Genomic DNA, 23562 nt, shown 5'->3' on the forward strand with positions numbered 1-23562 from the left:
AAAATTAGTTAATTAAAGTAGGCGGGGACATAGATGTTGGAAGTTGAGTCACTGTCCGATATATATACGGTACGACAGTTAGATAATAAAGATGTTTATAAAGTTTTAGAGCTTGAAAAGGGAAACCCCTTATATTTTGAATTTGCCCCTCCTGCCCCCTCAGTTGATAGCATTCTTGATGATATGAGGGTTCTTCCTCCCAATATGAGATATGAAGATAAATACTATGTTGGATATTTTGATCACGTTTCATTAGTTGCAGTAATGGATATTATTGTCGGCTATCCGCAAAAAGAGACGATTTTTATTGGCTTCTTCATGATGAACAAAGTCTTTTCAGGGCGAGGTATTGGAAGCAGAATAATCGCTTATGCACTGAATAAGTTTTTAGAGATGGGATATTCTAAAGCAAGATTGGGATATATGAAGAATAATATGCAAAGCAAATCGTTTTGGTATAAATGCGGTTTTATTGAGACAGGAGAAGAGGTAGAGATTGACAGGGGGACGGTTGTTGCGATGGAGAAAGTACTGTAGGTGAGTATCAAGAGGTGTTGACTTGTATTAGTGCCTCTCAATTAGGCGCATTTTTTATCCTATAGAGATAAGCAAAAAACCCGCAGGCCACATGTTCTGACCTGCGGGTTTTCTGACTTGTATAGTTTGCTTTTAGGGCTGTAGCTTTTAGGCCTTTGGAGCAACCGCAGCAGCGATAGCCGACCAAGGATCTACATCCGTAGCAGGTGTTTCGTCCCACTGACGCAGAGTTTCGGCGTCGACAAACTCTCGACGTACAGATACCTCACCACCATACAAACGGAACCAATCAGCAGAAACTACCAAGTATCCGTCCTTACAAGCATCCTTACCCCAACTATTTTCAACACGCCAAGCCACGGGTTCGCCCTGCTCATCTAGCTCAACACCCTGGAAGGTCATAGCGTGGGTCAGAGAACTCTCGCGCATGTCGTACATGTCAGCGCGCTCCATCGATAAATCCACATCAAAGAGCGCGTCGTAATCCATGGTATCTAGCGCCAAAATTCCAGGGAAGTCCTCAATGCCACGAGGGAATTCCTGCATGACATCACAAGCCATCTCGCAAGGCACGCCTGCCTTAAGTGAAGCAATGGCTGCCTGCTCAAGCGTGTGCTGATCGACGTTGAGCATGCGAAGTTGCTTTGCACCTTCGACACTATCCATGTAGCGAATATGCCAAGCAGTGCCAAAGGGACGAGTCTCGCCTGGAATTGAAACAAGTTCTACATAGTCCTGAGGGTCTACTGGTACATAGCGCTCGGCAAACTCGCGCGGAGTGATACCACGGTCGCGTAGAACGCGGCGAGGCTTGTCATCGTCTTTATTTTTGCTATCAGCATCGTCTGCAGCTTTTGAGTCATCCTTGCGGTCATCGCCGGTCTGCTCGTATACCTTTGTTTCGTCTACCTTGGCATTCTTTCCTACAGACTGAACAAAGTCAAAGCGCACAGGTGGCTCACCCAGACACACCGCAAGAAGGCGCCATACTTCCTCAAGCATTTTCTCCTTTTCGGTGCGTAATGTTGCCTCGTCAGCACCCTCGGCATGCATCGCACGCAGAATGCTCGCATCGCGATGCAGCAGGCGCTCGAGCTGAGTATTCATTTGGGTGGAATCCTTAGAGCAGGCAGACTCGGGCATTGCATCCTTGGGAACAATGCCCCACTTGCTCACGAGATTCATTGCGTAGGGGTAGTAGCCACCATCACCCACGCCCTCCTCAAGTACAAAGCAGAGCGCGCGGTCATCAATGGGCTTATCTATCAGAGAAATGACATTTTCAAGCATGCTGTTGGACTTCTCTAGCTTGTCGTAGAACATGCCAAATGCTTGCGAAAACTCAAACGTATCAACATCTAGGAGCTTCATCGTGGCGGCACGCAGCACGTTAAATGAGGAAAACATCCAGCAGCGACCAGAGTGGCGTTGGTTGGTAACCTCGCCTGTTTTTGGGCGACTAACCGAGAATGTGTCGTGATAGGTGCGTAGGGTAGAGGCATTACGCGCGGCTTTCATAATGTTGTCAGAAGTAACAGCATTGCGAGCGACGCGGTTGCCGCGATTGGCCAAAAACTCCTCGCGACGCTCGTCAGACCAGCTGGGGTCGATTGCGGATTGAGTCATTTTGAACTCCTCCTTGAGATAAATATTTCATGTAAAAGCGGAGGCACTGCTTATCCTTTTTGACAAGCAGCGCCTCAAGACAGAACTAATTGTTAGTGGCAAAGCGCCAGCGAACCCATGGGATCCCAAGGTGCAAGTACGGTTGCTTCCTCGGTCTCATAGATGGTGCGTTCCTCATCGTTGAGGTACTTCTTGTCCACAACAATTTGGAAGACGTACTCGTTAAACCAGTCGTCAGATAGGGTATCAAAGCCATCGCGACCATGATCTTTGCCCCAGCTATTTTCGACCTTCCAAGACTGGGGTTTACCGTTAGTATCCAGGCGAACGCCTTCAAGCACCATAGCGTGGGTCATCAGGGACTCGCCGTAATCCAGACGTTCTGCCTTGGTAAGACCGCCTTCCACCGTCATGCCAAGCAACCCGTCGATATCGAGAGCAGCGGTATCCATGATGCCCTCATTTCGCAGATAGGACTGGTTGACATCGCAGCCAAACCATACAGGTAGATCGTCGCGCATCTGAGCAATAGCGAGTTCCTTGAGGCGATCGATAGGGAGGTTGAGGTAGCGCACACCGCCCGCCTCGATAACGTTGCCCAGACGTGACACGGTGAAGCTGTGACCAAAGGGCTTATCGGCAGTAGGAGCAGAAATCAGCGAGACATAGTCGGAAACCTCCATGCCTACAGCCGCCTTAAAGAACTCCTGTGGGGTGAAATGACCAGAGATAGCCTCGACCAGCTGGTCGTCTTTGTCGCGAACACGGGACTCAAAGCTCTCAGGAGGCGTGCCCAAGCAAATGGCAAGCAGATGCCAAACCTCAGAAATCATCTCGGTACGCATTGCTTCAAGGTCATCCGTGCTTGCTCCGGCAGCGGCAGTCTCACGCAGTCGCTTGGCGCAGCTGCGCAGGTAGCGAGTTAGATAGCCGTCCATATCGCGGGTATTTTTGGAGCAGGCAGTCTCGGGCATGGCCTCCTTGGGGACAACACCATATTTTTCTACCAGTGCACGGAACATATCCCACTGACCACCATCGCCGATAGGGTCAGTGAGCAGGTAGGACACGAGGCGGCCATCCAAAGGCTCATCGAGCGTATCGAGGATATTGGATAAAAACCAGTTGGACTTCTCCAATTTGTCGAAGAACAGGGGATATGCCTGAGAAAGCTCAAAGGTCTTGAGGTTGTATTTTTTGATGGTGCGGAAGCGCATGGTATTGAGGCTGGCAAACATCCAGCAGCGACCAGAATGCATTTGGTCGCAACGCTCGCCCTGCTTGACTTCAATATCAAAGCCGAGTGCGTTTGCTGCAATGCCCTCGGGTATGCGAGCAGCCTCACGCAGACCCATAGAGCTGGTAGCATTTTTTGCAATCTGAGCCGCGCGGTCAGCAGCGAAATCCTTTCGCGCTTCGCTTAGGGCATCTGCGCCAATGGCGCGTAAACTTTCGTTTTCACTTGCCATATGACCTCCAATAGTCAATAACAGCTGTTGTGAGTACATCCTCAATGAGAATAGCACCAGGCACTAACAACGAGTCGGCGGTATACTGGTTCTACCGAAAATGCAGCGACTTTTTTACGCGCCAGCAACCCGCACTTTTGCTGAGGAAGGAAGTTGAATGCCTCTCGCGACATCAGACATCTCTCTTAAGCTCCCGAGACCTGCTCTGCGTGTAATTGAGGCGCTAGAATCTGCAGGTTTTGAGGCGTGGGCAGTTGGTGGCTGGGTGCGCGATGCCTTGTTGGCAAGGACAAGCCATGATGTTGATGTAACTACTTCAGCTAGCTGGCAGGAGTCAAAACGGGTACTTTTAGCTGCGGGAATGGCAGTGCACGAGACGGGCACGGCGCACGGCACTATTACAACTGTTTGCGATTTTATGCCTATTGAGGTTACAACCTATCGTGTTGAGGGTAGTTACAGCGATCATCGACATCCCGATGAAGTATGCTTTGTCCGCGATGTTTGCGATGACCTAGGGCGGCGCGATTTTACGATTAATGCAATGGCATATCACCCTGTTCGTGGTCTGCTTGACCCCTATGGTGGGCAAGCAGATCTTGAGCGAGGTTTGATATGCGCGGTCGGGGCGGCGAAAGAGCGCTTTGAAGAGGATGCCCTGCGCGTGTTGCGCGCGGTGCGTTTTGCTTGTCGTTTTGGCTTTGAGGTGGAAGAAGAAACGCACGCTGCCTTGGTTGCTTGTGCACCTCAGTTGGCAAATGTTGCCCAAGAGCGCATTGGACAAGAAATGCGTGGCATCGTGGAGTCAGGTCATGTTGACTGGGCATTGATGCATCAGACCGATGTTATGGTGCAGGCAATTCCTGAGCTTGCAGCGATGGTGGGCTTTGACCAATGCAGCCCCTACCATGCCTTTGATGTGCTAGAACACACGGCGCGCGTGTGTCGCGCGGTAGAGGAGTTTGAAGGGGGAGTGGTTGCCCCGGAGCTACGCTGGGCAGCTTTGCTTCACGATATTGCCAAGCCAGCGACTTTTAGCAAAGATGACACGGGACGTGGACATTTCTTTGGGCATCCCAAGGTTGGTGCTGCGATGGCAGAAAGCATTATGCGTCGCATGGCGTTGCCTAGTGAGTTGGTCAACCCTACGCGCATGTTGGTGCGTATGCATGACCATGTGGTTGTGCCTACTACGCGTTCTATCAGACGTACGTTGCGCAAGTTTGAACTTGCTTGTCCAGGTCGTGCGGTGGCGCTGACTTGGCAGTTGATTGATCTTAAACGTTCCGATGCGGTGGCCAAGGTACCTCGAGTGGCGAACTATGCCATAGAGTTGGATGTTATTGCGCGTGCCCTGCGTCGAGAAGTTGCGTCAGTACCTGCACTGACCGTACGACAGCTGGCAATCAGTGGGGCGGATGTCATAGCAGAGATGCAGCTTGAGCCAGGACCAGCAGTGGGTCTTGTGTTGGATACCTTACTGGCTGCTGTTATTAATGATGAAATCCCCAATGAGCGCGAGGCTTTGCTTGCCCAGATTAGGGGAGTATAGGCTCAAAGAAAGTCTGGCTATCGACAGTTGCAAATGATTTATGCGTACGGCGTCGGGATGCTGCATGAGAGTAACAAAAAAGGCCAGAACCGAAGTTCTGACCTTGAACATGGTAGCCCGTACCAGATTCGAATTGGTGATCTCCGCCTTGAGAGTGTCTGAAGGGGTCATGACAGCAACTGTCAGAAATTGAAAACAGTGCTTTGAACAGGCGTTTTGCGATGACACCAGTACCACCCAGTGACACCATATGACACTGGTTTTTTCGCGAAAGTCCCCCGAATGTCCCCCAATCTGGGGGCATGTGGGAGACGGGTTTTATGCAGCTAGGACCATGTTTTATGCAGTAGCGAAATAACCGATACGGAGGTAAGACGATGATGAACGAAAACTGGAACGACCTCTGCCAAGCCGAGGACATGGCATATTTCCGAGCCGACATCTGTCTCAGCTCGCCCGAGAGTTACACGCTTGAGGAGAAGAGCCAAATCTGCGACGACATGATCAGCACAAGCGCCGCCATCCTGGATGCCATGCGCGCCGACTTCGAGACCTATCCGCCCGAGCTCCGTGCAAAGCTGCTCGACGCGCTCTGCAGCTCTGGCACCGAGACGCCCGAGTGGTGGTGGGATGTGCTCGTCGGAGACGGCGACCCGCTGTATAGGGAGCTATTGGCCTAAGCAACGAGTGTTGGGCGGTATGTCATCAGTTGAAGGGCATGCCGCCCATTTCTTTGGCTCAGCCGGAAGCCGTCAGTCAAAGACAAGCACGTAGCCTTCAGTCACATCGAGAAACGTCTTGTCAACCTCGTCGTAGACCAAGGCCAGCTCCTCGTCGGTCTTCCCTCTCACGTACGCATCGCGAGCCGCAGGTTTCTTGAAGATCACCCACTTGGCCTGAGAATAGGAATACTTTGCAAAGGCTAGCCATTGCGGATAGTTGATGTCCATCGGGTTCTTGGAGAAGTAGACCTTGCCTGCGTTGACGGCAGTCGCTGCCGTGTGCCCAATGAAGAGCATGGTGGCAAGCTTTGGATGCTTTGTCCTGTCAAGCGAAAACGGTATCGAGTCCCTGACCTTATGCCCCTCTTTGATGCGCTTGAATGCATAGCCGAGCCGTACAACCACTTCCGTGATCATCACAGGTATCGATTGCGCACAGAAGTGGATGAAGTCGTAGCCTTCGTAGTACATACCTTGAACGATTTCCGCAACAGTCTGCTCCGCTTCGCCGATGCTGCCAAATTGCAGCAGGTTGAAAAGACCCATCAGCGGGGCTGGCAACCCCATGGAAGTCGTTATGTCAGACTTGAAGTGGATGATCTGCTTGGCGATGGCGGCGAAGATGTCCGCTTCGGTCCTGTCTGCGTAGTTCGCCATAACCTGGACAACGACTTTGCCAGTCTTGTCCACGGTAGTCATCGTCCCGTTCATTATGTCAGCAACCCCGAAGACAAAGCCAAGAATCGGATCATGCCCGAGCGAAAGCAGCCGGTGGTAGTATGCCGAGAGCCCTTCGACGCGGATGGTGGTATTGCGGTTATCCTGCGCGTCAAAAGGTACTTTGCTGACCTTGGAGTTTGCGAGCTGCTGCATGTCGGCTTCGGGAAAGCGCTTGTCGAAGTAGTCCCTCACGTAGTCCGAGAGCGGCGCTGACCTAAGTCCCGTAGTGGTCCTGTGAGGTACGCCAACGAGAAGGATGTCCACCAAGGCGGATATAAGACCGGCGACGGCGCTGATGGCCACGTCGTAGCGGTCGAGCCTATGCAGGGTGTTGTACTCGTCGTTGAGCATGCGCACGGCGAGCTCATTGCTGGCGAGTTCTTCCGGAGTGAACAGATCCTCGAGAGCTACTTCCCCCTCTATCTCTCGATCAGACTCCGCGCATAGCTCTTCCCACGAAGGCACGACGAGGGTCTTCTGCGTTCGCGGCGAAATCGACTGTGCGGGCTTCGCGGAACCAGGGTCGATGCCAAGCTTTCTGAGTAGCTCCTCGGAGCTGGCTATGCTTTCGTCGACAGAATGGAGATCTGGGAAAGAAATACCATCCAGTTCTCGAGCCTGGTGCTTCAGAACCTTGTTTGCCTGTCTCTCGAGCTCGTTGTACTGGTATCTGCTCATGCCGCCGACTTGCCAAGGTCGCTTGCGAGATCCTTTATCGCCTGCTGGAGCAGGATGTTCAGCCCCTGCAGATACTCGATACGCTCCTTGCTCGCGTTCGCCTCGTTCTTGAGTGCCCTGATGATTGCTTCGTGCTTCTCGAGTGCGGCTTTGTAGAGGCGCTCTTTCTCCTGTCGTAGCTGCTTGTTCTTCAGATGACTGGCAACGCCAACCCCGACTGCCGCCAACACGGCCACGGGAGCGGCGAGCACAAAGACGCCCGCAACCATCCCGCCGCCAACAAGTGTCCCAGCTGTCGCAAGGCCTGACGTGATCCCGGCGGCGGACAGACCCACCGTTCCTGCGCCGTAGAGTGCGGCGAACGAGATTGCTCCGCCACCGACGGCGCCGACGGCACCTCCGACAACCTCCGGGATGGCGCTCTCTCGAATCATCCGGCTCTTATCGTTGAGTGCTGCGTTTGCGTCGTTTACAACGTTGACAACCTGCTGAAGCGAGTCAACGCTGGGGAAGTTCATGTCCTTCTTATTGGTGACATATTTGCCCATGGCGTCCTCCGTGGTAGCGTGGGGAACTACGTTAACTTCTTATTTTACTACCCTCGGACCGCACCATCATTAGCTCACAGCGGTGAGATATCCAGCTGTCCCAGTGGCATCAATTCTCATGTAAACATAGCTCGTGTTAGAGCTCGACCACGCCGTCCCGTTTCCACCGACAAGCGCATTGCAGCTGTAGAAGCACTGCGAGCCCGAGATGCCGCTCGAAGGCAACGCCCAGGTGGCGTCTGCGTAGATCGTCGTGATGTTCCTTGAGTCCGAGAAGCAGTAGAACAGGTCAGTCAGGTGCGACGGGTCGAAGCCCCTGAAGTCAAGCGATGTGAGCCCCGTGCACGATGCGAACATGTAGCGCATCTTCGAGACGTTGCGCAGATCGCCAAGGCCGGACACCGAGGTGATCGCGCTCATGCTGTAGAACCAGTAGCACATGTTCAGAGAGGCCACATCGGCCATGTCCTCGGCGAACGTCACCGTCCTCATGCTAGACCTGTTGTCATACTAGGGCATCGCGCCTGCGGACTGGTAGACCGCATTGGCGCAGAGACGTCCGCCGGCAAGCAGCGAACGTGCGGAGTCAGCGCTGGCGGAAGCCTGAACGACGAGTTCGCCATCGGAGTAAAGATACCCGTAGATCCACGTGCGCTGGTCAGCTGCGGGATTGGTAAGAAGCCCGCCGTCATCGAGCTTACAGTAGGTCGCGCTCCCGCTGTAGGGACACCCAGTGCCCGTGCCTCCCACCAACTTGTTGCAGCTGTAGAACATCAGGTAAGAGCTCGTGATGGTTGACGCGTCGAACTCCGTCGCCCAGATCGTCTCAAGCTGTGTGCAGGAAACGAAGCATTGCTTGGCGCTCGTCGCTCCCTGCAGGTATTGAAAGCCAACGACCTCCGTGATGGACTGCATGCCGTTGAACCAGTAGTCGATATTGGTGACACCCACGCTTGCAAATGAAGAGTCGATGACAACGCGCGTCAGATCGAGCCTCACGCCGTCCCACGGCCTCGCGCTCGCAGAGGCATATCCAGTAGGATCTACCTCGTACGCATTCACGGGCGTGCCGCCGATGGTGTTCTGGCGTCCGTCGAGGTAGTTGAACTCAAGCGTGCCGTCGGAAAGAAGGACAGTACGAGGCTTCAGGCCGGTATCCCAGCTCAAGGCAAGAATGGCAGCTGCCATGTCCCCAGGCTTGTATACCGTCGCGGACCCGTTCTGCCCGCGTATGGCGGCGCCGATGCGCGTGAAGTGCCCAGAGCCCAGCACGCCGGTATCAGTGCCCGTGTATCCAACGGTCAGAGGGCTACCAGCGTTGGTGCCATCCAAGGCGGCTATGGCTGCGGGCATGTCGGCGGGCTTGTAGCGCGTCTGTGTCCCGTTCTGGGTTCGAATGGCGTCGGCGATGTCGTAGAGCACCTTCTTTTCGATCTTCTCGGCAGTCATAGCTAGAACTCCATCCCGCTCAGGTCCATGATGCCGGAGAGGTCGACCGAGAGCACCCCGTCTGCATCGACCGCCAGCCCCGACCCGAGCGTCTTTACCGTGCTGGACCCAAACACCAAACCGCCATCGGCGGTCATCGTCCCGGCGACCCACTCGTTGCCTTCCCAGTCGAGCGTCCGCGCGTTGGATCGCGCGGTGGAGGCGGTCCCGTTGCCTATGATCTCCGCGTAGGTGCCCGCCGAGTCCGACACGTTGTACTTGCCCGAGACGTGCTGGTAGTCCGACTGCGCTGACGTACCGCAACCCTCAGCATGCGACCCCGCGCCAGACGCGGTGCTGCTGCCTGACCCCTCGCAGTGAGCCCCGAGTACAGCAGATGCCTCAGATTCGAGAGACCCGCCATATCAAGTGCTGCGTGCGAGTCCAGGAAAAGCCTCACGCGAATCGTCCTCGGCGCGATCCTGCCAACCAGCAGTAGCGCACCAGCCCTGCCGGGAATAACCTGTGAAGTCGGTACGACTGCATGCGGCCCCTCGATAACCTCGCACGTCGTGTACGGCGAGAAGTCGTGCCCGTTGTAGGTGATGGAGCTCACAACAGCCCCCTCGCTCTCCCGTATGCGATGGACCGTCGCTGCGTCTCAAGCGACAGCTCGTCGAGAGACTTGAAGCCCACCTCAGCCTTCTTCTGGTTTTCAGCGTCGTCCTTGTCGGCAATCGCATCCTTCGCTGCCACAAGGTGTTCTTGAGTCTTCCCACGAGATCTCTTTGTGCTCATGATGGCCTCGCAATCGTTACGTAGACCTTGAAGTCCCAGAGGTATCGCCCAGAGCCGTCACGCCCGCGAAACTCGGGCGCGTCGGTGTCGATGCCGGTGATTCTATTGAGGTAAGCCCCAGCACGCGTGTCCCACTCAGCCGTTCGTAGCGCCTGCTCACACGCAAGTGAGACAGCCTCTGCCACGGCGTTGACCTCTCGGCATACGATCACGTCCAGCACGCGCTCACCACGTTCCGCGCCGACCTGCTCGGAATCCCTGTCGTAGCTTCCAACAAGAACGACAATCGGCTCCGGACACACCGCCGCGCTCAAAGATTGTGTGAAAACGTTTGTGAATTCGGCATCTACCAGCAGGTTTGCAACCTGCGTTGCCACAGAGCCGCCAGCTGCGTCATATGCCGCAACAACCGATTCGTCGCTCATCGCACCGTCAGCTCCCAATGATGCACGCGGCCACCGAACCCCTCGCACCGCTTGCAAGCGACCACGATAAGCGAAGCGCCATCGATTTCGACACACGACCCAGCAGGCACCTCGAAAGCGTCAGCGCTATTCACTGCATCGACGTAGACTTTGCCAGCCCCAGCATCGGCCGATCTGCGCGCGTCATCCACCACACTCTGCGTCCTGGAGAACCGCACGTTTCGCACAACCATGCCCTCGGAGAACGTCCCGTCCGCATTCTGCGTGCGCACGACCATCGTGTCCGGCAACGCTCGTCTGGGTATCGGCTTCAGGGCAATCATCAGCGCACTCCCGTGAAGGAGAGCCCCGTCCCGTAGAGCTCGGCCACGGCGGCAGCAGTAGCCTGCTCGATGCCGGTGCCTACGCGGTCGCTCACGTACTGAGACACCCTGAAGTCGCCTATGGAGAACCCGCCGACCTTGTTCCTCGCCGAACTCAGCGAAGGCGTCGCACGCCGCGCACAGCGCCCTGTTGTAAGCCGCATAGGCTTCATCATCACCGTCTGCGTCGATGGAAGCACCTCCCGTGATCTGTACGAGTACGCGCAACACAGCGGGAAGCACGGAAGAGAAGGACTCCACCGGAAGCTCCCCGCCGTACGTGTCACGGTAGAACTCGTATGTCACCGAGGCGGCGCTCATGGCGAGCCTACGAGGTCGCCTTGGACACGTAGATGCCTGCGAGCTTCTGGTCAAAGAGCTCGACGATTCCGTACTTGCGATACTTCATCATGTAGGAGTCAAGACTCTCCAGCTCGTCGGGACTGAACACGCGGCTCGCCACGTGCTTGTCGAACTTGATCACGGCCGACTTCTCAACCACCATGTAGTTGATGTCCTTGCCCGTGGTCGCGTTCTTCGCGTAGCCGAAGTTCGTATCGCCGCTGTTCAGTGTGATATTCGTGTAGAAGCGGCTCTGGGGCACCTCCACGATGCGGCTGAAGCGCGAGAGCACGGCGTTGCTACGGTTCGGGTTCGCCAATGAGAAGTCATCGAGCGTGCCCTTCAGAGTAGGTGTGATGAACAGAATGCGCGACCCCGTGGAGACTTCGGCCTCGTCCATTGTGTTTGTCACGTCGCGCAGGTTGCCCAGGATGTCCTCGGCTGTTGCCGCACTCAGGTCCTCTTCCACAGGCGTCACGCCCGTGTGTGAGGCGATGGCCGCGAAGGTGAACGCGTCGCCCTCGGGAGCCACCTGCGTGCGCTGTAGCTCGCTGCCCGCCTCGACGAAGCAGTCCAGAATTCCCGCCTCTTCCACGTCCATGACGTCTGCAAGCAGGCGCACGCCGCGGTCGTAGTTGAAGGTCTTGGTCTCGAACTCGTACGTGATTGCGCCGTCCTTGTAGCCAACGTTGCGGGTGTAGTCGCCCAGGCCCGTGACGGAGATCTTCGGGATCATAATCTCTTTCGCGTTGCGACCGGCGCGCATCATGCGACGTCCGCTGTTGAGCACGGTCGAGCACGCCGCCTTCTTGTAGACGGCGTCCAGGATGGTCGTGTAGTTCTTGATGTACTCGATGCTGTTAGGCATGGTCAGCCCCCTTATTCGTCATCGGATTCGTCGAGGCCGGCGAGCCTGCGCCAGCGCTTCATGGTCGCGTCCTTGTCCTTGGCGACGCCTGCGGGTTCCAGGCCAGTCGTGCCGGTTGTTGCCGCGGACTTCGCGTTAGTGAAGAGCCACGGCTCCGCCTTCTTTAGAGCAGCAATGTCGCCGTCGTGATCGCCCAGGAGCGCCTTGGCAGCCTTCACGTTGCGCACGCCAGCGAGCTTCAGCTGGAACTCCACGCGCTCGTCTGCTGCCTGCGCCTTCACCTGCTCGATTTCGGCGGTCAGCTTGTCAGCGTTCTCCTTGGTCTGGGCAGGCCTCGGCCACCTGACCTTCTAGCTCCTTGATGCGTGCGTCCTGCTTGGCGAGAAGTGCCTTGAAGTCCTCAGCACCGTCATCGGTGCCCGTCAGCACTTCCTCGTCCGCTTTGTGTTGCGCCGCCTTGTCTTTTTTGCCTTCCGGCTGCTCGACCTGCGTTTCTTCGCCATGGCTCTCAACCTCCATGTCATCCGCCTTCCAACGTCGTGAGGCAGACATGAAGAAACCCGCCTCGATTGCTACTCCAAGTAGCCTAGGTGGGCGTCGCAAAGTGAAGCAAGATGGGCAGTGAGATACTGTTTACCGGCAAGTTTTCCACCGTTTATCACGTGTCAAGCTTGCATACAACTTATACACAACATAGAAATTCAGCAAATAACCGTGTTTATCAGGGATTTTGTGAATAATTTGTCGGTTTCCAATAATTAATCATTGCTGTTAAGAACTCGCTCTTTGAAGCATCTACCTGCGATAACGCAAACATCAAAACCATCAACGTATACCTCGTATCTTGCGTATATTGACCGGGTCTCACCAGGGGCGTAAAATCTTGTGCAAGCACAAGGGTGCGAGGTATCGGTGCCACGCCTAGGGGTGATTGACATGATTCAGGTCAGCTCAGACGCCTATGCTGAGATGCTCGGGAGCATTGATGCAAAGGCCTTGATTACTTCGGTGAAGTGCGTCAGCCAGTGCACTGGCTGCATGTGTAACTGCCGCTGCTCTTGCTCCGGCGGTCTTATTTCTGACTTCGAGTGGGAGGAGCTGTAACATGAGTGCAAGCTTTAGCGATTACCAGGAGCTCTTTGGAGCTATCGAGTCGGACCCCGTTGTGATGGCACGTTGCGCTTGCGTCGCATGCAATTCCTGCACGTGTGCTTGCTCCTGCCGCGCTTTCCCCGAGCAGGATGAGATTGAGTGGTAGTCAAGCGACTCCACAAGTAAGAAGTAACGTGGCCCGTCTTGCTGCCAAGCAGGACGGGCTTCTCGTTTTGTCGAATAGATTCACCGGTTGCCCCGGTTTGGTTCATTAGTCCTGCAGGAGGAATTCCAGATGGTTGCCATGTCTCGCTTCACGCACGTCTTCGATTTCGGCAAAGATGTTGCGCTGTACCATTCGCTGAGGATGAAACCCGTCTACCTCACTAAAGAGACGTACGAGACTCTTTGCACGTGGCTGCAAAACGCTCAGAACGGCAGCATCGAGGATTCTCCGCAAGATATCAGCGCTGAGGTGAGCGAGCTCGCTAAATACAAGATTCTCGTTCGTGCCGCGGATGAGGACGATCGAGTGCTCCAATTCGTTCGCTCGAAGATACCCGCACCCGCCACGAACGTTTGCTACATGATCCTCAGCGAGCAGTGCAACCTGGCTTGCAAGTACTGCTTCCTCGGCAACAACGACGAAGTAAAACGTAAGAACTTCCTCTTGGAGAACATGTCCGAGGAAACCGCCGATAAGGCTCTCGACTTCTTCATCCGGCAGATCAAAGCTTCCGGACTCGACACCGAGACGAACGAGCCGGTGCTCATCTTCTATGGTGGCGAGCCGCTTATCAACTTCGAAGTGCTTGAGCATGTTGCAGAGAGGGTCAACTCACTTCGCGAGAGCGTTCCCTGCATCAAGAACATGGAGATGTCGATGGTCTCCAACGGGCTTCTGCTCACAGAGGATCGCATTCTCCGTCTCCAAGAACTGGGTGTCGGCATCGCAATTTCTATTGACGGGTTCACCGTCGAGGCAAACCAGATGCGTGTCGATCGAGCAGGCAACAAAGTGTTCCCCCGAATTCTCGAGAAGCTCGATCTTTGCAAGAAGCTCGGAGTCGATGTGTCGCTCTCGGTAACCATCAGCGAAGAGACCTTGAAGAACGAACAAGATGTTCTGAGGCTCATCGACGAGTACAACATCAAGGGGCTCGGCTTCAACATCATGATGTCGGATGAGAAGTTCACGCTTCCCCAGAGCTACAACGAGGCCGCAGCCCAATTCATCATCGATGAATTCGTCGAACTCAGAAAGCGCGGCATATACGAAGACCGCATCATGCGCAAACTCAAGTCGTTCTCGAAGGCGCAAGTCTACTTCTCCGACTGTGCAGCAACCGCTGGCGGGCAAATCGTCATCGCCCCTAACGGTAGGGTCGGTATATGCCACGGCTGCCTCTTCGACAAGGAGTATTTTGTCGCAACGATTGATGACGACGACTTCATTGCCATCCAAGATCCTAACTTTCTAGAGTGGTCACAGCTGACTCCTCTCAACCACGAAGAATGCTACGATTGCCAAGCACTCGGCATTTGCGGAGGTGGCTGTCCGATCAATGCACGAAACCTGAAGCCAGAGAATACCATCCACTCAATCGACGAGCGGTTCTGCGTGCACGCGAAGAAGACGCTTGAGTTCTTCATCGCCGACCTCTACCGCATCATCCTCAAGAACCGGGCAGCTCAATGAGCGACCACATCGACATATGGGGCGTAAAGACCAATAACCTGAAGAGCATCGACGTCTCCATCAAGAAACATGCAATCAATCTTATCATCGGCCCATCGGGCAGCGGCAAGTCTTCACTCGCTTACGAAACCATTGCGCAGATTGGTCAGCACGAATACGCCTCGATGTTTGCAGACAACGTAGCAGAGCCCACATACCGTGTGGACGGCTATTCGAACATGATCGCCTCGGTACCAATTCGGCAATCGAACTTCAACAACAACATGCGTTCCACCATAGGCACCTATTTCGGCATTAATCGAAGCGTCGCTCTCGTGTACGCAACACGTCTGGGATTGCAGGAAAACTTCTTCACTCTCAACAAGGAAGGAAATCTCTGCGAAGAGTGCCATGGCCTTGGTTACATTTCCACGCTTGATCCCAATCGCGTCATCGATTACGACGTGCCCCTAGCGAAAAACCCGGTCAAATGCTGGAACAGATACAAAGACTTCTACTGTCAGATCATCAAGGAGTACTGTGTTGAACGAGGGATAGACCCGAGCAAGACCTTTAGGGATTTGTCGGAGAGCGAACGTCATGAGTTCCTGTATGGAGAAAGCGCAGGCAAGTTCTCCATCCGGTACAAGAAAACCGGCTCGTTCTCACGCAGGACCACAAAGTTCTACGGAATCATGACCAGCTCACCGATGATGGTCGGTTTCACTCCCGCGAAACGCTTCTACAGCGACGTCACATGCGACAGTTGCCACGGTAAAAGGTATGCACCCCTCTTCAATGACTACAAGGTCGCAGGTTTGTCCATAGGCGAATTCATGACCATGCCGTTTGAGACCCTCATGGCCCATGTAGAAAGAATCAAGGACGATGGCAGTTCCTCAGGCGCGGCATTCGCCATCAAGCGCATCCACGCTTTTCTCTCAAAAGCGGTGGAGCTTAATCTGGGACACCTGAGTTTGAACCGCTCAATCCCAACGCTGTCGGGTGGCGAGTTACAACGCCTAAGGATGGTGCAGCTCTTCAACGCACAGCTGTCCGACATGCTCGTCGTGCTCGACGAACCGCTTGCAGGTCTATCGGGCGAAGAGCGAGACTCGGTATTCGACAACATCGTGAACCTCGCCTCCAAGCACACGATTGTAGTCGTGGACCACAGCGAGATATTCGTCAACCATGCCCAGAACATCATCGCCCTCGGCGAGGGTGGCGGGAGGAATGGCGGAAAGCTCATAGACGTTGAAGCATTTCTTGAGCGCCAGAGAAAGCCCCTCAGCCTTACGGTCGTCAAGCCAAAGCGTATGATCCAGCTGGTATCTCACAATAGCGTCTACAATTTCACAGGCATCGATGTCTCGATTGGAGAAAACGCACTCAACCTCGTGTCGGGTCCCTCGGGCGTCGGAAAATCGACACTGCTGCGCGAGTACCTTCCGCAGCATTTCGACCACTACCTCTACGTCAACCAAAGGCCCTTAACGGGCAACAAATACTCCCATGTTGCAACGTTGCTTGATATCTTTATACGCATAACCGAGCTCTTTGCTGCTAAGTACAAGAAGGACAGGAAGTACTTCACGAACCAACTCGGCTGCGACGGGGCCTGTCCTGTCTGCTCGGGAGCGGGATATCTCGATTATGGTGATGGCACGTCAAGGTCTCGCATCGAATGTGGTGAGTGCGGTGGCACAGGCTTCCACAAGAGGCTCGTCAAATACGCACTCGACGGAAAGACGATGTCAGATATCTGGAGAATGACCATCGATGAGGCAGCAGAGTTCTTCCGCGACAAGGACAAACGCATATCCGAGACCCTGGGTGCAGCTTCAGACCTGATGCTCGGCCACTTGGTGCTCGGCCAGTCGTCAGAGTCCCTTTCGGGTGGTGAGAATATCCGCATCAAGCTACTCAAGTCGATGGGCACTGCCTCAAAGTTCATCGGTGTCGATGAACCATTCAAGGGGTTGAGCAATGAGGAAATTTATCGAGTAGCTGAGTATCTAGACGCGCTTCGTGCCAAAGGAAAGACGGTTATCGTTGTCGACCACACTGATAACGCTGTGAAATACTTCGGAACGCGCATCGTTCTCGCCAATGTAGAGGGAATCCTGCAAGGCTAGAAACAGGTGCCGCGCCTTTCATGCCTTCTCGCGGCGAATTTCTCGGTGACTTTGAAGCAGCGTGATACCATTCATGCTGGAGGAGCCATGGATACGAAATCAGTATATAGTACGGAAGAGGCGCAGGCTGCTAAGCAGCTCTATGATGCATACTCCACTGTGCACTCCGAGACCAAGCTCGCCTCAATCCTGAGCAGCATCCTAAACGGTGCCGTTGCCGATTTCACCCCAGCGAAGTCCGCGCGTGATGCTATCAACCAGATCGTCCTGCGCTACTACCCGAACGAGGCGACAATAAAGGCGAACTTCATCAATCGCGAGCTCCTGCCCCTCAACCCAAAGAACATCTCGATCTTCGAGCTCCCCATCGGCAAGAGCCGCGTGGACATATGCAAGGTCAACGGTCACAGCGCCGCCTACGAGATTAAGACCGAGCTCGACACTTTCTACCGCCTTGAGGGCCAGCTTGCAGACTATTTCGATGTATTCGAGACGGTCTACGTTGTAGTTTCCGAGACCCGCGTTAACGAGCTGCCGGCCTACGTTCCGGAAGCGTGCGGCATCTACACGTATCGCCAAGAAGATATTGACGGCAGCTACGTCTTCCATGTGTACCGAAAGGCGATAAAGAGACATGACTTGGATCCGGTGAAGCAGCTGAGCGCGATGCCCAAGAAAGACCTCTGCAGGCTCTTCGGGCTCGACGGTAAGGGAGTCACAAAGACGGCGCTTATCCAGCAGTGCGTCGACGCGTACTCCCCAAAGTGGATAAATACCCAGTTCAAGCGCTATCTCAAGCAGCGTTATGGCGCGTACTGGAGTCGCTTTCGTGAGAATTGTTCTGATATGTATGAAATAGACTATGAGTGGTTTTACCGAAGCCGACTTGAACCCAGTCTTATTTACTAGGCAAAGAGCGGCCTCCAAGTTGCAATTTGCTGAATATAACGCGTGAGCGTGTACTCAATCCAGAGTGCGTAGGTTCCCTCTTTACCAGCATGGAAGCTCTTCGTTGCAGCGTTCAGTGCAAGGCAGGTGCCATCAGGATTGAGCTCCGGATCCGCTATCACCTTGGGCAAGACAACCCGGAAGCCTTTAGAGCCCTTCTTCACATCATCGCAAACGAATGATTTAAAGGTGTTGAGCTGAGCGATGTACATGAGTATGAGCGCTCTTCCGTTTGTAGCGACTCCGCCAGAAGGAAGCTTGTCACGAAGGCCACCGTAGTCACCGACACTGTCAAACCCATAGCTCTTGTAGCAGTCAAGATGACTGTTGTTGATGAACTTTGCGTATGCACCGTTCGGGAAATCTTTGCCCGCTGCATCACGAGGCCGAGGTGAGCAGAGTGCGATTTTATGTGCATCGAGCTGCATCTTCTTGAGCTTCATGCACTCATCAGGCTTTGATCGTATCGGCGTTTCATTGAAGTCATAGATAAGGAAGTCTTTGGCAGTGAGGACCTCCTTTATTACGTCCGCATAACCATCAAGCCCATCGATTCTAATGGCAATGCTGCGGTTAGAGTTAATAAGCCTAATCTGATCGACTATTTCACGAATATCGCTAGGAGACAGCATGTCGATACCGTGTTTGATGGTAATTACTGGGATGAGATTGCTGTATTCAAGGATACCAAGAAGCTTCTTCTTGTAGCGCTCAAGACTAAGCGTGAGCTCTACAACCAATCCGACTTCCTCAGCATCGTGCTCATACTTGCTCAAATCGCATCTAAAGTAGTCGACAAAAACCTGTCTATCAGGAAACAGTTCGCTAATCATCTGGAGTGTTCTTGCATTGTGAACGTCTGGGTCTTTCACTTTCTCGTGTCTGATTTTGCCGCCCTTAATCTTCTTTGGGTACCTTAGGTACTCACCAGTATTTGGGTCTCTCATGTAATCAAGCTCTTCCCTGATGACCTCGACAAGCGGCATCATGTCATCACGCAGATAACCGTTTGCTATGAGTTTCGTCATAGCCAGCCGCTCGCACTGCCGATTTTTCATGGCGATTACATACAAGACAATACCCCCTAATTCATACGACTCTTGAGGTAGTTGAGCTGCTGGTATCCCAGGCGCCGATCATGCTGCAGGAAGGCTACGACAATGCCAGGCGCCACATTTTGGCTAGCTGCAAAGTCCCGAACGGCAGCGGAAGAGAAGTCCTTCGCTTCAACGAAGTTATCGTATTCGCATTCGTCAATAAAGAACTTCCTTGCCAGTCTGTTCGCCTCATCGTCCTTCTCAGCGCTGCTCTTCACTGCAGGCTCTTCCGATTTATCCATAAGGAACTGTACTTGTTTTGGGTCGTAATGCTCAAGTAGGTGCATAATCTCATGAGCGATGGCAAACCAGATGTCTGCATGAGTCTTAAACCGTCCGCTTATGTAGATGACTGGGTGTCCATTGTGTTTGCCGAGGGCACCGCGAATCTTTGGCTTTCCGACTTCCGGATGGTAAACAAGATACACGCCAGCCATGTTGAGAAGGTTGCGACAGCTGTTGATAGATTCCTCGATGTTTGTGTTGAGCGCTACGTCCTTGAGCATGCCGAGCATGCTCCGGAGTTCTTTCTCCGAATAGGGGGGCTCGGTCAAGTCTGCGTTTTGGATGTCGATCTCTTGGTCGCAAAGCTTAATCCATACAACAACGGACTCAGGCTCACCGCCATCTTGCATGTATTCCATATTAGCTGGAATTGCGTAAGGGTATCTGTCAAAGCTCGATATTCCCAGTATTTTCAGCATGGCAAGTGCTTGTTCCGTTAGTGTCATGCCTGCACCCCTGAACACCTCCCTGAAATTGAATCGCTTAGCAATGTCCTTGAGGTCGAGTCCCTCAATTTCATGCTCTTCTCTCTCCCTAGCTAGGTATTCCTGGTACTTAACCTCGTAGTTCAGCCAAAAGCTCGCTGGCACGTCTGGCATAATCTTTTCAAGCTTCAACGCCATTTCTTCAGTGAGACGCGTCTTGCCATTGAGCATGTTAGAGAGGTGCTTTTCGCTCACGCCGAGGCGCTTGCATACCTCTTTCTGACTCAAGCCGCGTGCGTCCAGATATTCCTTTATTACCTCGCCCGGGGCGACGATGAATCCGCTCATATGTCTCACCTCTCTCATCGTTTGTGGTAGTCCTCAACTGCTTCAATCTTCACTGCCGTTATTGTTGTTAGGTCGTCAGGTTCATAATTACCAATGGGATGTATTATGAGTCGCTTGTTCTTACTGAGATCGATTCCCCAGCATCCAGCCCAGTTTCCTATGAGCTTGTGTCGCCTCGGTGGCGGAAGGTGAGATATCTCTGAGAGATTTTTAGCAACTCGGAGGTCCGAGAGTCTGAATTTCAGGTGACTGGCAACGTCGCTGTAACGTCTTACGATAAGACGGGGATTCTCCATAATCTTCTTCATCCGCTTGTCAGCATATTCGATTTCCATATTCACCTCCGTATACCGACATTCTAATAGAATTGACCTTAGAGGTCAATTCTGATATAAGAGCCAATTATCCTTAAAGAGGAAACTACCGACTGCCTTTAGTAGATAAAACTCTGCGTTAGATACATACCAAGCTCTGTAGCGAACTTACTCATGCCATGCGAACCCAATAAGCTTGGATCCACGCGCACGCCGTAGATATCCCAATTATCAGTTGTAACATGTTGGAACTGCTCGAAAAACGTCCCGTCAGTAATCTTGCCGAATGGATACAGAAGGACCAACTTGGGAATGCCGGTCGCCTCGATAAACGCCCGGCCCTCATATACGTCAGCGTTCGCAATGGTCCCTGCGGCGGCGTCACCATATTTGTATTTCGCATCAACAAGCAAGTTGATCCCGTTGTTCGAACGAATAATGTAGTCCGGCCTAACCCTGATAGTAAAGTTGTCTCTGTGCGCAAACGGGTGCTTTTCCTGGAACGCAACGCTGCAGTCCTTCATCCCAACCACAAGCGCCTGCCTGAACAGTTCCTCCCATGCATCAGACGTGCGTACGACAAACCCTGGACTGAGCACTTCTCCCTGCGTGACATAGTCGATGCCGTAGCCGTCAAGGATATCGACGCATAGGCTATAGAGATCCTGCCAGTTTCGAAAGCGTGAGGGTACGCTGCGCTGCGGCACTGCAGGTAGCCTAGATTGCTTGCCCAGATGTTGGATTGCGCGGATGAGCCGTGCTTTCAAATCAAAGTCGCTAACCGATTGTGACAGAATATGGGCCGCCTCGACAATGACGGCGTTGTATTCGTTCTGTCGGGAGAACTCGGTGATAGTTTGCGTGAAGCCATCTCGCTCGGGGTGGAAGACAGATTCCTCGTCGAGCTCTCCCTCAACTTCGAATGCCTGTCGAAGAACACGGGCAACGTGTTCGTGGAGATGTGTCTTTCGTATGCCGTGGACCAGATGCACCTGTATCGCCCGCGCGACATAGAGGACACCGTGCGAGGCTACGTGGCGGCAGCCTTCTCGCTGCTCCTGTCAGACGAGACGCGCAAGGTGCTCGAGACGACGCTAGAGCCGTACACGTCGAATAACACGATCCTCTCGGCAGCCTGGTCCTTCTTTGCAACCGGACTCGACAAGGAGGAAGGCTCGGAAGCGATCGGAGTATGCAAGTACTGCGGCAAGTTCTTCCAGCAGCTGCGCTCAACCAAACAGTTTTGCAGCGACTCCTGCCGCGTCATGTATCAGCGTAAGCATGCGGACGAGCCCGACACGCCACTGCCGGTAACCAAGACGGTAGAGCTGCGCAGAAGGCTGAGGGAGAAACTCAAATAGCCATCACGCGCCGATCGCGAAACGGCGCTTTTGGAATAGTCATCGCAAACGCCTCGGATAAGCAGAAAGGAGGGAAACCATGAGTTACGGAGAAGGTTCAATCACGGAGAAGCTCAAGCCCAACGGAAAGAGCTACAGCCCCAAGCGTTGGCGCGTCTGCCTGTCCTACGTCGTGCAAGTCGAGGAGGATGGCCAGATCAAGAACAAGCGCAAGAAGGTGCAGCGCATTGTCGAGGGCACCAAGGCTGAGGCAAAGGCGCTGCGCGACAAGCTCAAACAGGACTATGACGGCGGCCTGTCGCTCAAGGACGACCAGCTCACGTTCGACGTCTATGCCAACCAATGGCATGACAAGCGCGTGCTCCAGGCCGAGGTCGGAAAGGCTCGTCTCGACCGCGAGAAGAGCATCGTCAACGACCTCGCGTCGGTTCTTTCGGGCATCCGCCTGCAGGACATGACGCCCCAGACCGTCGACGCCGCCATGCTCGCAATCAAGAAGCGCAAGCAGGCTGAGGGCCATCCCATCAGCAACACCACGCTCAACATGGGCTTCAAGGTCCTGAAGCAGGTCCTAAAGAACGCTGTGGACTACGACCTCATCCTGCGCAACCCCTGCGACCGCGTGAAGGCTCCCAAGATAGACGCGCCGGAGCGCAAGTCGCTCGAGGCGTCCGAAGCCGCACGGCTGCTCGGCTGCGTCGACCGCGAGGAAGACGAGGCATGGGCGAAGCTCGAGGAGAAGGAAGCCCGTCAGGCCCAGCGCGGCAAGAACGAGAACCGCAAGATGATCATGGGTCTCAACGACCTCGGATTCATCCAGGCGGTCCGCATCGGCCTCGCCACTGGCATGCGTCGCGGCGAGGTGTTCGCGCTCACGTGGAAGTATGCCGACCTCGATGCGGGCAAGCTGCGCGTCGCCGCGTCGCTCACCGTCTACGACGAGGTCAAGGCTCCCAAGAGCCGTGCAGGCTACCGCGTCATCTCCATCGACGCCGCGACCTGCGAGCGCCTGCGCGACTGGAAGGAGCGCCAGGCGGTAGAGCTCAAGAAGCTCCGCATAGTGCAGGGTCCGGATACGCCGGTGTGCTGCTCCGCCACCGGCACCATCGCCAAGCTCGCCGGCTTCGAGCGCTGGTGGCGTGCGTTTCGCGAGCGCAACGACTTCGGTGATTTGAAGTTTCATGAGCTTTGCTACACACAGGCAACCCAGCTCCTGGCCAACGGCATCGACGTCAAGACGGTTCAGACGCGCCTGGGGCATTCCAACGCTTCGCTCACGCTCAACCAGTACGCGCACGCGATACCGGAGAACGACGAGCATGCGGCCGCACTCGTGGGCCAACTTTATGCGCTACCCGAGGAAGAGGATTATCGAGAGGAGGAGAGGGCTTCGGCCTAGTTTTGCCGAATGTCCCCCAAGCTGGGAAAGGGCAAGAAAAAAGGCCAGAACCGAAGTTCTGACCTTGAACATTTGGTAGCCCGTACCAGATTCGAACTGGTGATCTCCGCCTTGAGAGGGCGGCGTCCTAAACCGCTAGACGAACGGGCCATATACTGTGTAGGACGGAAAATGGCTGGGATGGAGAGAGTCGAACTCCCGCTGACGGAACCAGAATCCGTTGTCCTACCACTAGACGACATCCCAATGATTTTCGTCCTTGCGCTAAGCTCGTGCTCCTCAACGCGAGAAATCACTTTATAGGAAGGCGCAGTGCAATGCAAGCCCTCTTTTCAAAAATCTTTTCGGGAAGGTAAAAAGTTGAGAATTTATGTACATTTCCCTGCTCATTAAGCTCTTCGA

27 protein-coding genes and 2 tRNA genes are annotated in these 23562 nt (G+C 54.2%); 10 read left to right on the forward strand and 19 right to left on the reverse strand.

Features of this window, described 5'->3' with window-relative positions:
* The first annotated feature begins 33 nt into the window (after positions 1-33).
* Positions 34-537 (forward strand): GNAT family N-acetyltransferase, encoded by a 504-nt coding sequence (locus ACO5JD_RS00660; protein WP_021626032.1) that lies wholly within the window; start codon positions 34-36, stop codon positions 535-537.
* 147 nt (positions 538-684) lie between these two features.
* Here ACO5JD_RS00660 and ACO5JD_RS00665 read toward each other — a convergent pair whose 3' ends face one another.
* Positions 685-2163, reverse strand: a complete 1479-nt coding sequence (locus tag ACO5JD_RS00665; protein ID WP_021626033.1) for a C1 family peptidase — start codon at positions 2161-2163, stop codon at positions 685-687.
* Between the two features lie 92 nt (positions 2164-2255).
* Complete coding sequence (locus ACO5JD_RS00670) at positions 2256-3632, reverse strand: C1 family peptidase (protein WP_484986981.1); 1377 nt, start codon at positions 3630-3632, stop codon at positions 2256-2258.
* 157 nt (positions 3633-3789) lie between these two features.
* Between ACO5JD_RS00670 and ACO5JD_RS00675 the strand changes: the two genes are divergently transcribed.
* Positions 3790-5184, forward strand: coding sequence for a CCA tRNA nucleotidyltransferase (locus ACO5JD_RS00675; RefSeq protein ID WP_021626035.1), 1395 nt, complete (start codon positions 3790-3792; stop codon positions 5182-5184).
* A 377-nt stretch (positions 5185-5561) separates the two neighbouring features.
* Positions 5562-5864, forward strand: coding sequence for a hypothetical protein (locus ACO5JD_RS00680; protein ID WP_021626036.1), 303 nt, complete (start codon positions 5562-5564; stop codon positions 5862-5864).
* Between the two features lie 72 nt (positions 5865-5936).
* Here ACO5JD_RS00680 and ACO5JD_RS00685 read toward each other — a convergent pair whose 3' ends face one another.
* The 11 genes from ACO5JD_RS00685 to ACO5JD_RS00735 form a co-directional block, all read right to left on the reverse strand.
* A complete protein-coding gene (locus ACO5JD_RS00685) occupies positions 5937-7304 on the reverse strand; it encodes a hypothetical protein (protein ID WP_021626037.1) in 1368 nt (455 codons plus the stop codon).
* Positions 7301-7852, reverse strand: a complete 552-nt coding sequence (locus tag ACO5JD_RS00690; protein ID WP_484987370.1) for a hypothetical protein — start codon at positions 7850-7852, stop codon at positions 7301-7303. Before ACO5JD_RS00690 ends, ACO5JD_RS00685 begins: the two co-directional genes overlap by 4 nt.
* A 69-nt stretch (positions 7853-7921) precedes the next feature.
* Positions 7922-8344: a leucine-rich repeat domain-containing protein gene (locus tag ACO5JD_RS00695; protein WP_021626039.1), complete on the reverse strand. Its 423-nt coding sequence runs from the start codon at positions 8342-8344 to the stop codon at positions 7922-7924.
* Positions 8345-8362: 18 nt separating this feature from the next.
* The gene (locus tag ACO5JD_RS00700) at positions 8363-9301 is read right to left on the reverse strand and encodes a hypothetical protein (protein WP_021626040.1); all 939 of its coding nucleotides are present in this window, start codon (positions 9299-9301) and stop codon (positions 8363-8365) included.
* A 2-nt stretch (positions 9302-9303) separates the two neighbouring features.
* On the reverse strand, positions 9304-9552 hold the full coding sequence (locus ACO5JD_RS00705) for a hypothetical protein (protein ID WP_021626041.1): 249 nt from the start codon (positions 9550-9552) through the stop codon (positions 9304-9306).
* A gap of 340 nt (positions 9553-9892) precedes the next feature.
* Positions 9893-10036: a hypothetical protein gene (locus ACO5JD_RS00710; protein WP_156894167.1), complete on the reverse strand. Its 144-nt coding sequence runs from the start codon at positions 10034-10036 to the stop codon at positions 9893-9895.
* A gap of 38 nt (positions 10037-10074) precedes the next feature.
* On the reverse strand, positions 10075-10503 hold the full coding sequence (locus ACO5JD_RS00715) for a hypothetical protein (RefSeq protein ID WP_021626043.1): 429 nt from the start codon (positions 10501-10503) through the stop codon (positions 10075-10077).
* The gene (locus ACO5JD_RS00720; protein WP_021626044.1) at positions 10500-11186 is read right to left on the reverse strand and encodes a putative minor capsid protein; all 687 of its coding nucleotides are present in this window, start codon (positions 11184-11186) and stop codon (positions 10500-10502) included. Before ACO5JD_RS00720 ends, ACO5JD_RS00715 begins: the two co-directional genes overlap by 4 nt.
* 7 nt (positions 11187-11193) lie before the next feature.
* Positions 11194-12075, reverse strand: a complete 882-nt coding sequence (locus tag ACO5JD_RS00725) for a hypothetical protein (RefSeq protein WP_021626045.1) — start codon at positions 12073-12075, stop codon at positions 11194-11196.
* Between the two features lie 11 nt (positions 12076-12086).
* The gene (locus ACO5JD_RS00730) at positions 12087-12356 is read right to left on the reverse strand and encodes a hypothetical protein (protein ID WP_021626046.1); all 270 of its coding nucleotides are present in this window, start codon (positions 12354-12356) and stop codon (positions 12087-12089) included.
* 25 nt (positions 12357-12381) lie between these two features.
* The gene (locus tag ACO5JD_RS00735; protein WP_021626047.1) at positions 12382-12627 is read right to left on the reverse strand and encodes a hypothetical protein; all 246 of its coding nucleotides are present in this window, start codon (positions 12625-12627) and stop codon (positions 12382-12384) included.
* Between the two features lie 384 nt (positions 12628-13011).
* Between ACO5JD_RS00735 and ACO5JD_RS00740 the strand changes: the two genes are divergently transcribed.
* The 5 genes from ACO5JD_RS00740 (at position 13012) to ACO5JD_RS00760 (ending at position 17892) form a co-directional block, all read left to right on the forward strand.
* Positions 13012-13179, forward strand: a complete 168-nt coding sequence (locus ACO5JD_RS00740) for a FibroRumin family radical SAM-modified Cys-rich RiPP (protein ID WP_084170329.1) — start codon at positions 13012-13014, stop codon at positions 13177-13179.
* Position 13180: 1 nt separating this feature from the next.
* Complete coding sequence (locus ACO5JD_RS00745) at positions 13181-13333, forward strand: FibroRumin family radical SAM-modified Cys-rich RiPP (RefSeq protein ID WP_021626049.1); 153 nt, start codon at positions 13181-13183, stop codon at positions 13331-13333.
* Between the two features lie 129 nt (positions 13334-13462).
* Positions 13463-14866: a FibroRumin system radical SAM peptide maturase gene (locus ACO5JD_RS00750; protein WP_021626050.1), complete on the forward strand. Its 1404-nt coding sequence runs from the start codon at positions 13463-13465 to the stop codon at positions 14864-14866.
* On the forward strand, positions 14863-16983 hold the full coding sequence (locus tag ACO5JD_RS00755) for a hypothetical protein (protein WP_484986983.1): 2121 nt from the start codon (positions 14863-14865) through the stop codon (positions 16981-16983). Before ACO5JD_RS00750 ends, ACO5JD_RS00755 begins: the two co-directional genes overlap by 4 nt.
* 87 nt (positions 16984-17070) lie before the next feature.
* Positions 17071-17892, forward strand: a complete 822-nt coding sequence (locus ACO5JD_RS00760; protein ID WP_051317791.1) for a sce7726 family protein — start codon at positions 17071-17073, stop codon at positions 17890-17892.
* On the opposite strand, the gene ACO5JD_RS00765 is transcribed toward ACO5JD_RS00760, so the two are convergent.
* From ACO5JD_RS00765 to ACO5JD_RS00780, 4 genes are all read right to left on the reverse strand, one after another.
* Positions 17889-18959 carry a hypothetical protein gene (locus ACO5JD_RS00765; RefSeq protein ID WP_035438492.1) on the reverse strand — a complete coding sequence of 357 codons (1071 nt, stop codon included), beginning with the start codon at positions 18957-18959 and terminating at the stop codon, positions 17889-17891. The two genes, ACO5JD_RS00760 and ACO5JD_RS00765, sit on opposite strands and share 4 nt — an antisense overlap.
* Positions 18960-19015: 56 nt before the next feature.
* Positions 19016-20086, reverse strand: coding sequence for an XRE family transcriptional regulator (locus tag ACO5JD_RS00770; RefSeq protein WP_035438493.1), 1071 nt, complete (start codon positions 20084-20086; stop codon positions 19016-19018).
* A 14-nt stretch (positions 20087-20100) separates the two neighbouring features.
* A complete protein-coding gene (locus ACO5JD_RS00775) occupies positions 20101-20421 on the reverse strand; it encodes a toxin RelE (RefSeq protein WP_021626055.1) in 321 nt (106 codons plus the stop codon).
* A 98-nt stretch (positions 20422-20519) separates the two neighbouring features.
* Entirely contained in the window at positions 20520-21392 is an 873-nt protein-coding gene (locus ACO5JD_RS00780; RefSeq protein ID WP_484986985.1) for a 5-methylcytosine restriction system specificity protein McrC, read from the reverse strand.
* Here ACO5JD_RS00780 and ACO5JD_RS00785 point away from each other — a divergent pair.
* Together ACO5JD_RS00785 and ACO5JD_RS00790 are read left to right on the forward strand one after the other, a co-directional pair.
* Complete coding sequence (locus tag ACO5JD_RS00785; RefSeq protein WP_484986987.1) at positions 21378-21761, forward strand: hypothetical protein; 384 nt, start codon at positions 21378-21380, stop codon at positions 21759-21761. The two genes, ACO5JD_RS00780 and ACO5JD_RS00785, sit on opposite strands and share 15 nt — an antisense overlap.
* 79 nt (positions 21762-21840) lie before the next feature.
* Positions 21841-23160: a tyrosine-type recombinase/integrase gene (locus ACO5JD_RS00790; protein WP_484986989.1), complete on the forward strand. Its 1320-nt coding sequence runs from the start codon at positions 21841-21843 to the stop codon at positions 23158-23160.
* Between the two features lie 73 nt (positions 23161-23233).
* Here ACO5JD_RS00790 and ACO5JD_RS00795 read toward each other — a convergent pair.
* Positions 23234-23310 (reverse strand) — tRNA-Glu (locus tag ACO5JD_RS00795).
* A gap of 22 nt (positions 23311-23332) precedes the next feature.
* Positions 23333-23406 (reverse strand) — tRNA-Gln (locus tag ACO5JD_RS00800).
* Positions 23407-23562: the final 156 nt, after the last annotated feature.

The sequence above is a fragment of the Olegusella sp. genome, from assembly GCF_057238325.1.

What these genes read in the sequence shown, in the direction of transcription:
- ACO5JD_RS00790 (WP_484986989.1), top strand. Translation starts at nt 21,841, where the DNA reads ATGAGTTACGGAGAAGGTTCAATCACGGAGAAGCTCAAGCCCAACGGA.
- ACO5JD_RS00695 (WP_021626039.1), bottom strand. Translation starts at nt 8,344, where the DNA reads ATGAGGACGGTGACGTTCGCCGAGGACATGGCCGATGTGGCCTCTCTG.
- ACO5JD_RS00760 (WP_051317791.1), top strand. Translation starts at nt 17,071, where the DNA reads ATGGATACGAAATCAGTATATAGTACGGAAGAGGCGCAGGCTGCTAAG.
- ACO5JD_RS00675 (WP_021626035.1), top strand. Translation starts at nt 3,790, where the DNA reads ATGCCTCTCGCGACATCAGACATCTCTCTTAAGCTCCCGAGACCTGCT.
- ACO5JD_RS00685 (WP_021626037.1), bottom strand. Translation starts at nt 7,304, where the DNA reads ATGAGCAGATACCAGTACAACGAGCTCGAGAGACAGGCAAACAAGGTT.
- ACO5JD_RS00720 (WP_021626044.1), bottom strand. Translation starts at nt 11,186, where the DNA reads ATGAGCGCCGCCTCGGTGACATACGAGTTCTACCGTGACACGTACGGC.
- ACO5JD_RS00765 (WP_035438492.1), bottom strand. Translation starts at nt 18,959, where the DNA reads ATGACGAAACTCATAGCAAACGGTTATCTGCGTGATGACATGATGCCG.
- ACO5JD_RS00690 (WP_484987370.1), bottom strand. Translation starts at nt 7,852, where the DNA reads ATGGGCAAATATGTCACCAATAAGAAGGACATGAACTTCCCCAGCGTT.
- ACO5JD_RS00715 (WP_021626043.1), bottom strand. Translation starts at nt 10,503, where the DNA reads ATGAGCGACGAATCGGTTGTTGCGGCATATGACGCAGCTGGCGGCTCT.
- ACO5JD_RS00745 (WP_021626049.1), top strand. Translation starts at nt 13,181, where the DNA reads ATGAGTGCAAGCTTTAGCGATTACCAGGAGCTCTTTGGAGCTATCGAG.
- ACO5JD_RS00770 (WP_035438493.1), bottom strand. Translation starts at nt 20,086, where the DNA reads ATGAGCGGATTCATCGTCGCCCCGGGCGAGGTAATAAAGGAATATCTG.
- ACO5JD_RS00750 (WP_021626050.1), top strand. Translation starts at nt 13,463, where the DNA reads ATGGTTGCCATGTCTCGCTTCACGCACGTCTTCGATTTCGGCAAAGAT.
- ACO5JD_RS00680 (WP_021626036.1), top strand. Translation starts at nt 5,562, where the DNA reads ATGATGAACGAAAACTGGAACGACCTCTGCCAAGCCGAGGACATGGCA.
- ACO5JD_RS00670 (WP_484986981.1), bottom strand. Translation starts at nt 3,632, where the DNA reads ATGGCAAGTGAAAACGAAAGTTTACGCGCCATTGGCGCAGATGCCCTA.
- ACO5JD_RS00755 (WP_484986983.1), top strand. Translation starts at nt 14,863, where the DNA reads ATGAGCGACCACATCGACATATGGGGCGTAAAGACCAATAACCTGAAG.
- ACO5JD_RS00660 (WP_021626032.1), top strand. Translation starts at nt 34, where the DNA reads ATGTTGGAAGTTGAGTCACTGTCCGATATATATACGGTACGACAGTTA.
- ACO5JD_RS00735 (WP_021626047.1), bottom strand. Translation starts at nt 12,627, where the DNA reads ATGTCTGCCTCACGACGTTGGAAGGCGGATGACATGGAGGTTGAGAGC.
- ACO5JD_RS00665 (WP_021626033.1), bottom strand. Translation starts at nt 2,163, where the DNA reads ATGACTCAATCCGCAATCGACCCCAGCTGGTCTGACGAGCGTCGCGAG.
- ACO5JD_RS00700 (WP_021626040.1), bottom strand. Translation starts at nt 9,301, where the DNA reads ATGACTGCCGAGAAGATCGAAAAGAAGGTGCTCTACGACATCGCCGAC.
- ACO5JD_RS00740 (WP_084170329.1), top strand. Translation starts at nt 13,012, where the DNA reads ATGATTCAGGTCAGCTCAGACGCCTATGCTGAGATGCTCGGGAGCATT.
- ACO5JD_RS00725 (WP_021626045.1), bottom strand. Translation starts at nt 12,075, where the DNA reads ATGCCTAACAGCATCGAGTACATCAAGAACTACACGACCATCCTGGAC.
- ACO5JD_RS00775 (WP_021626055.1), bottom strand. Translation starts at nt 20,421, where the DNA reads ATGGAAATCGAATATGCTGACAAGCGGATGAAGAAGATTATGGAGAAT.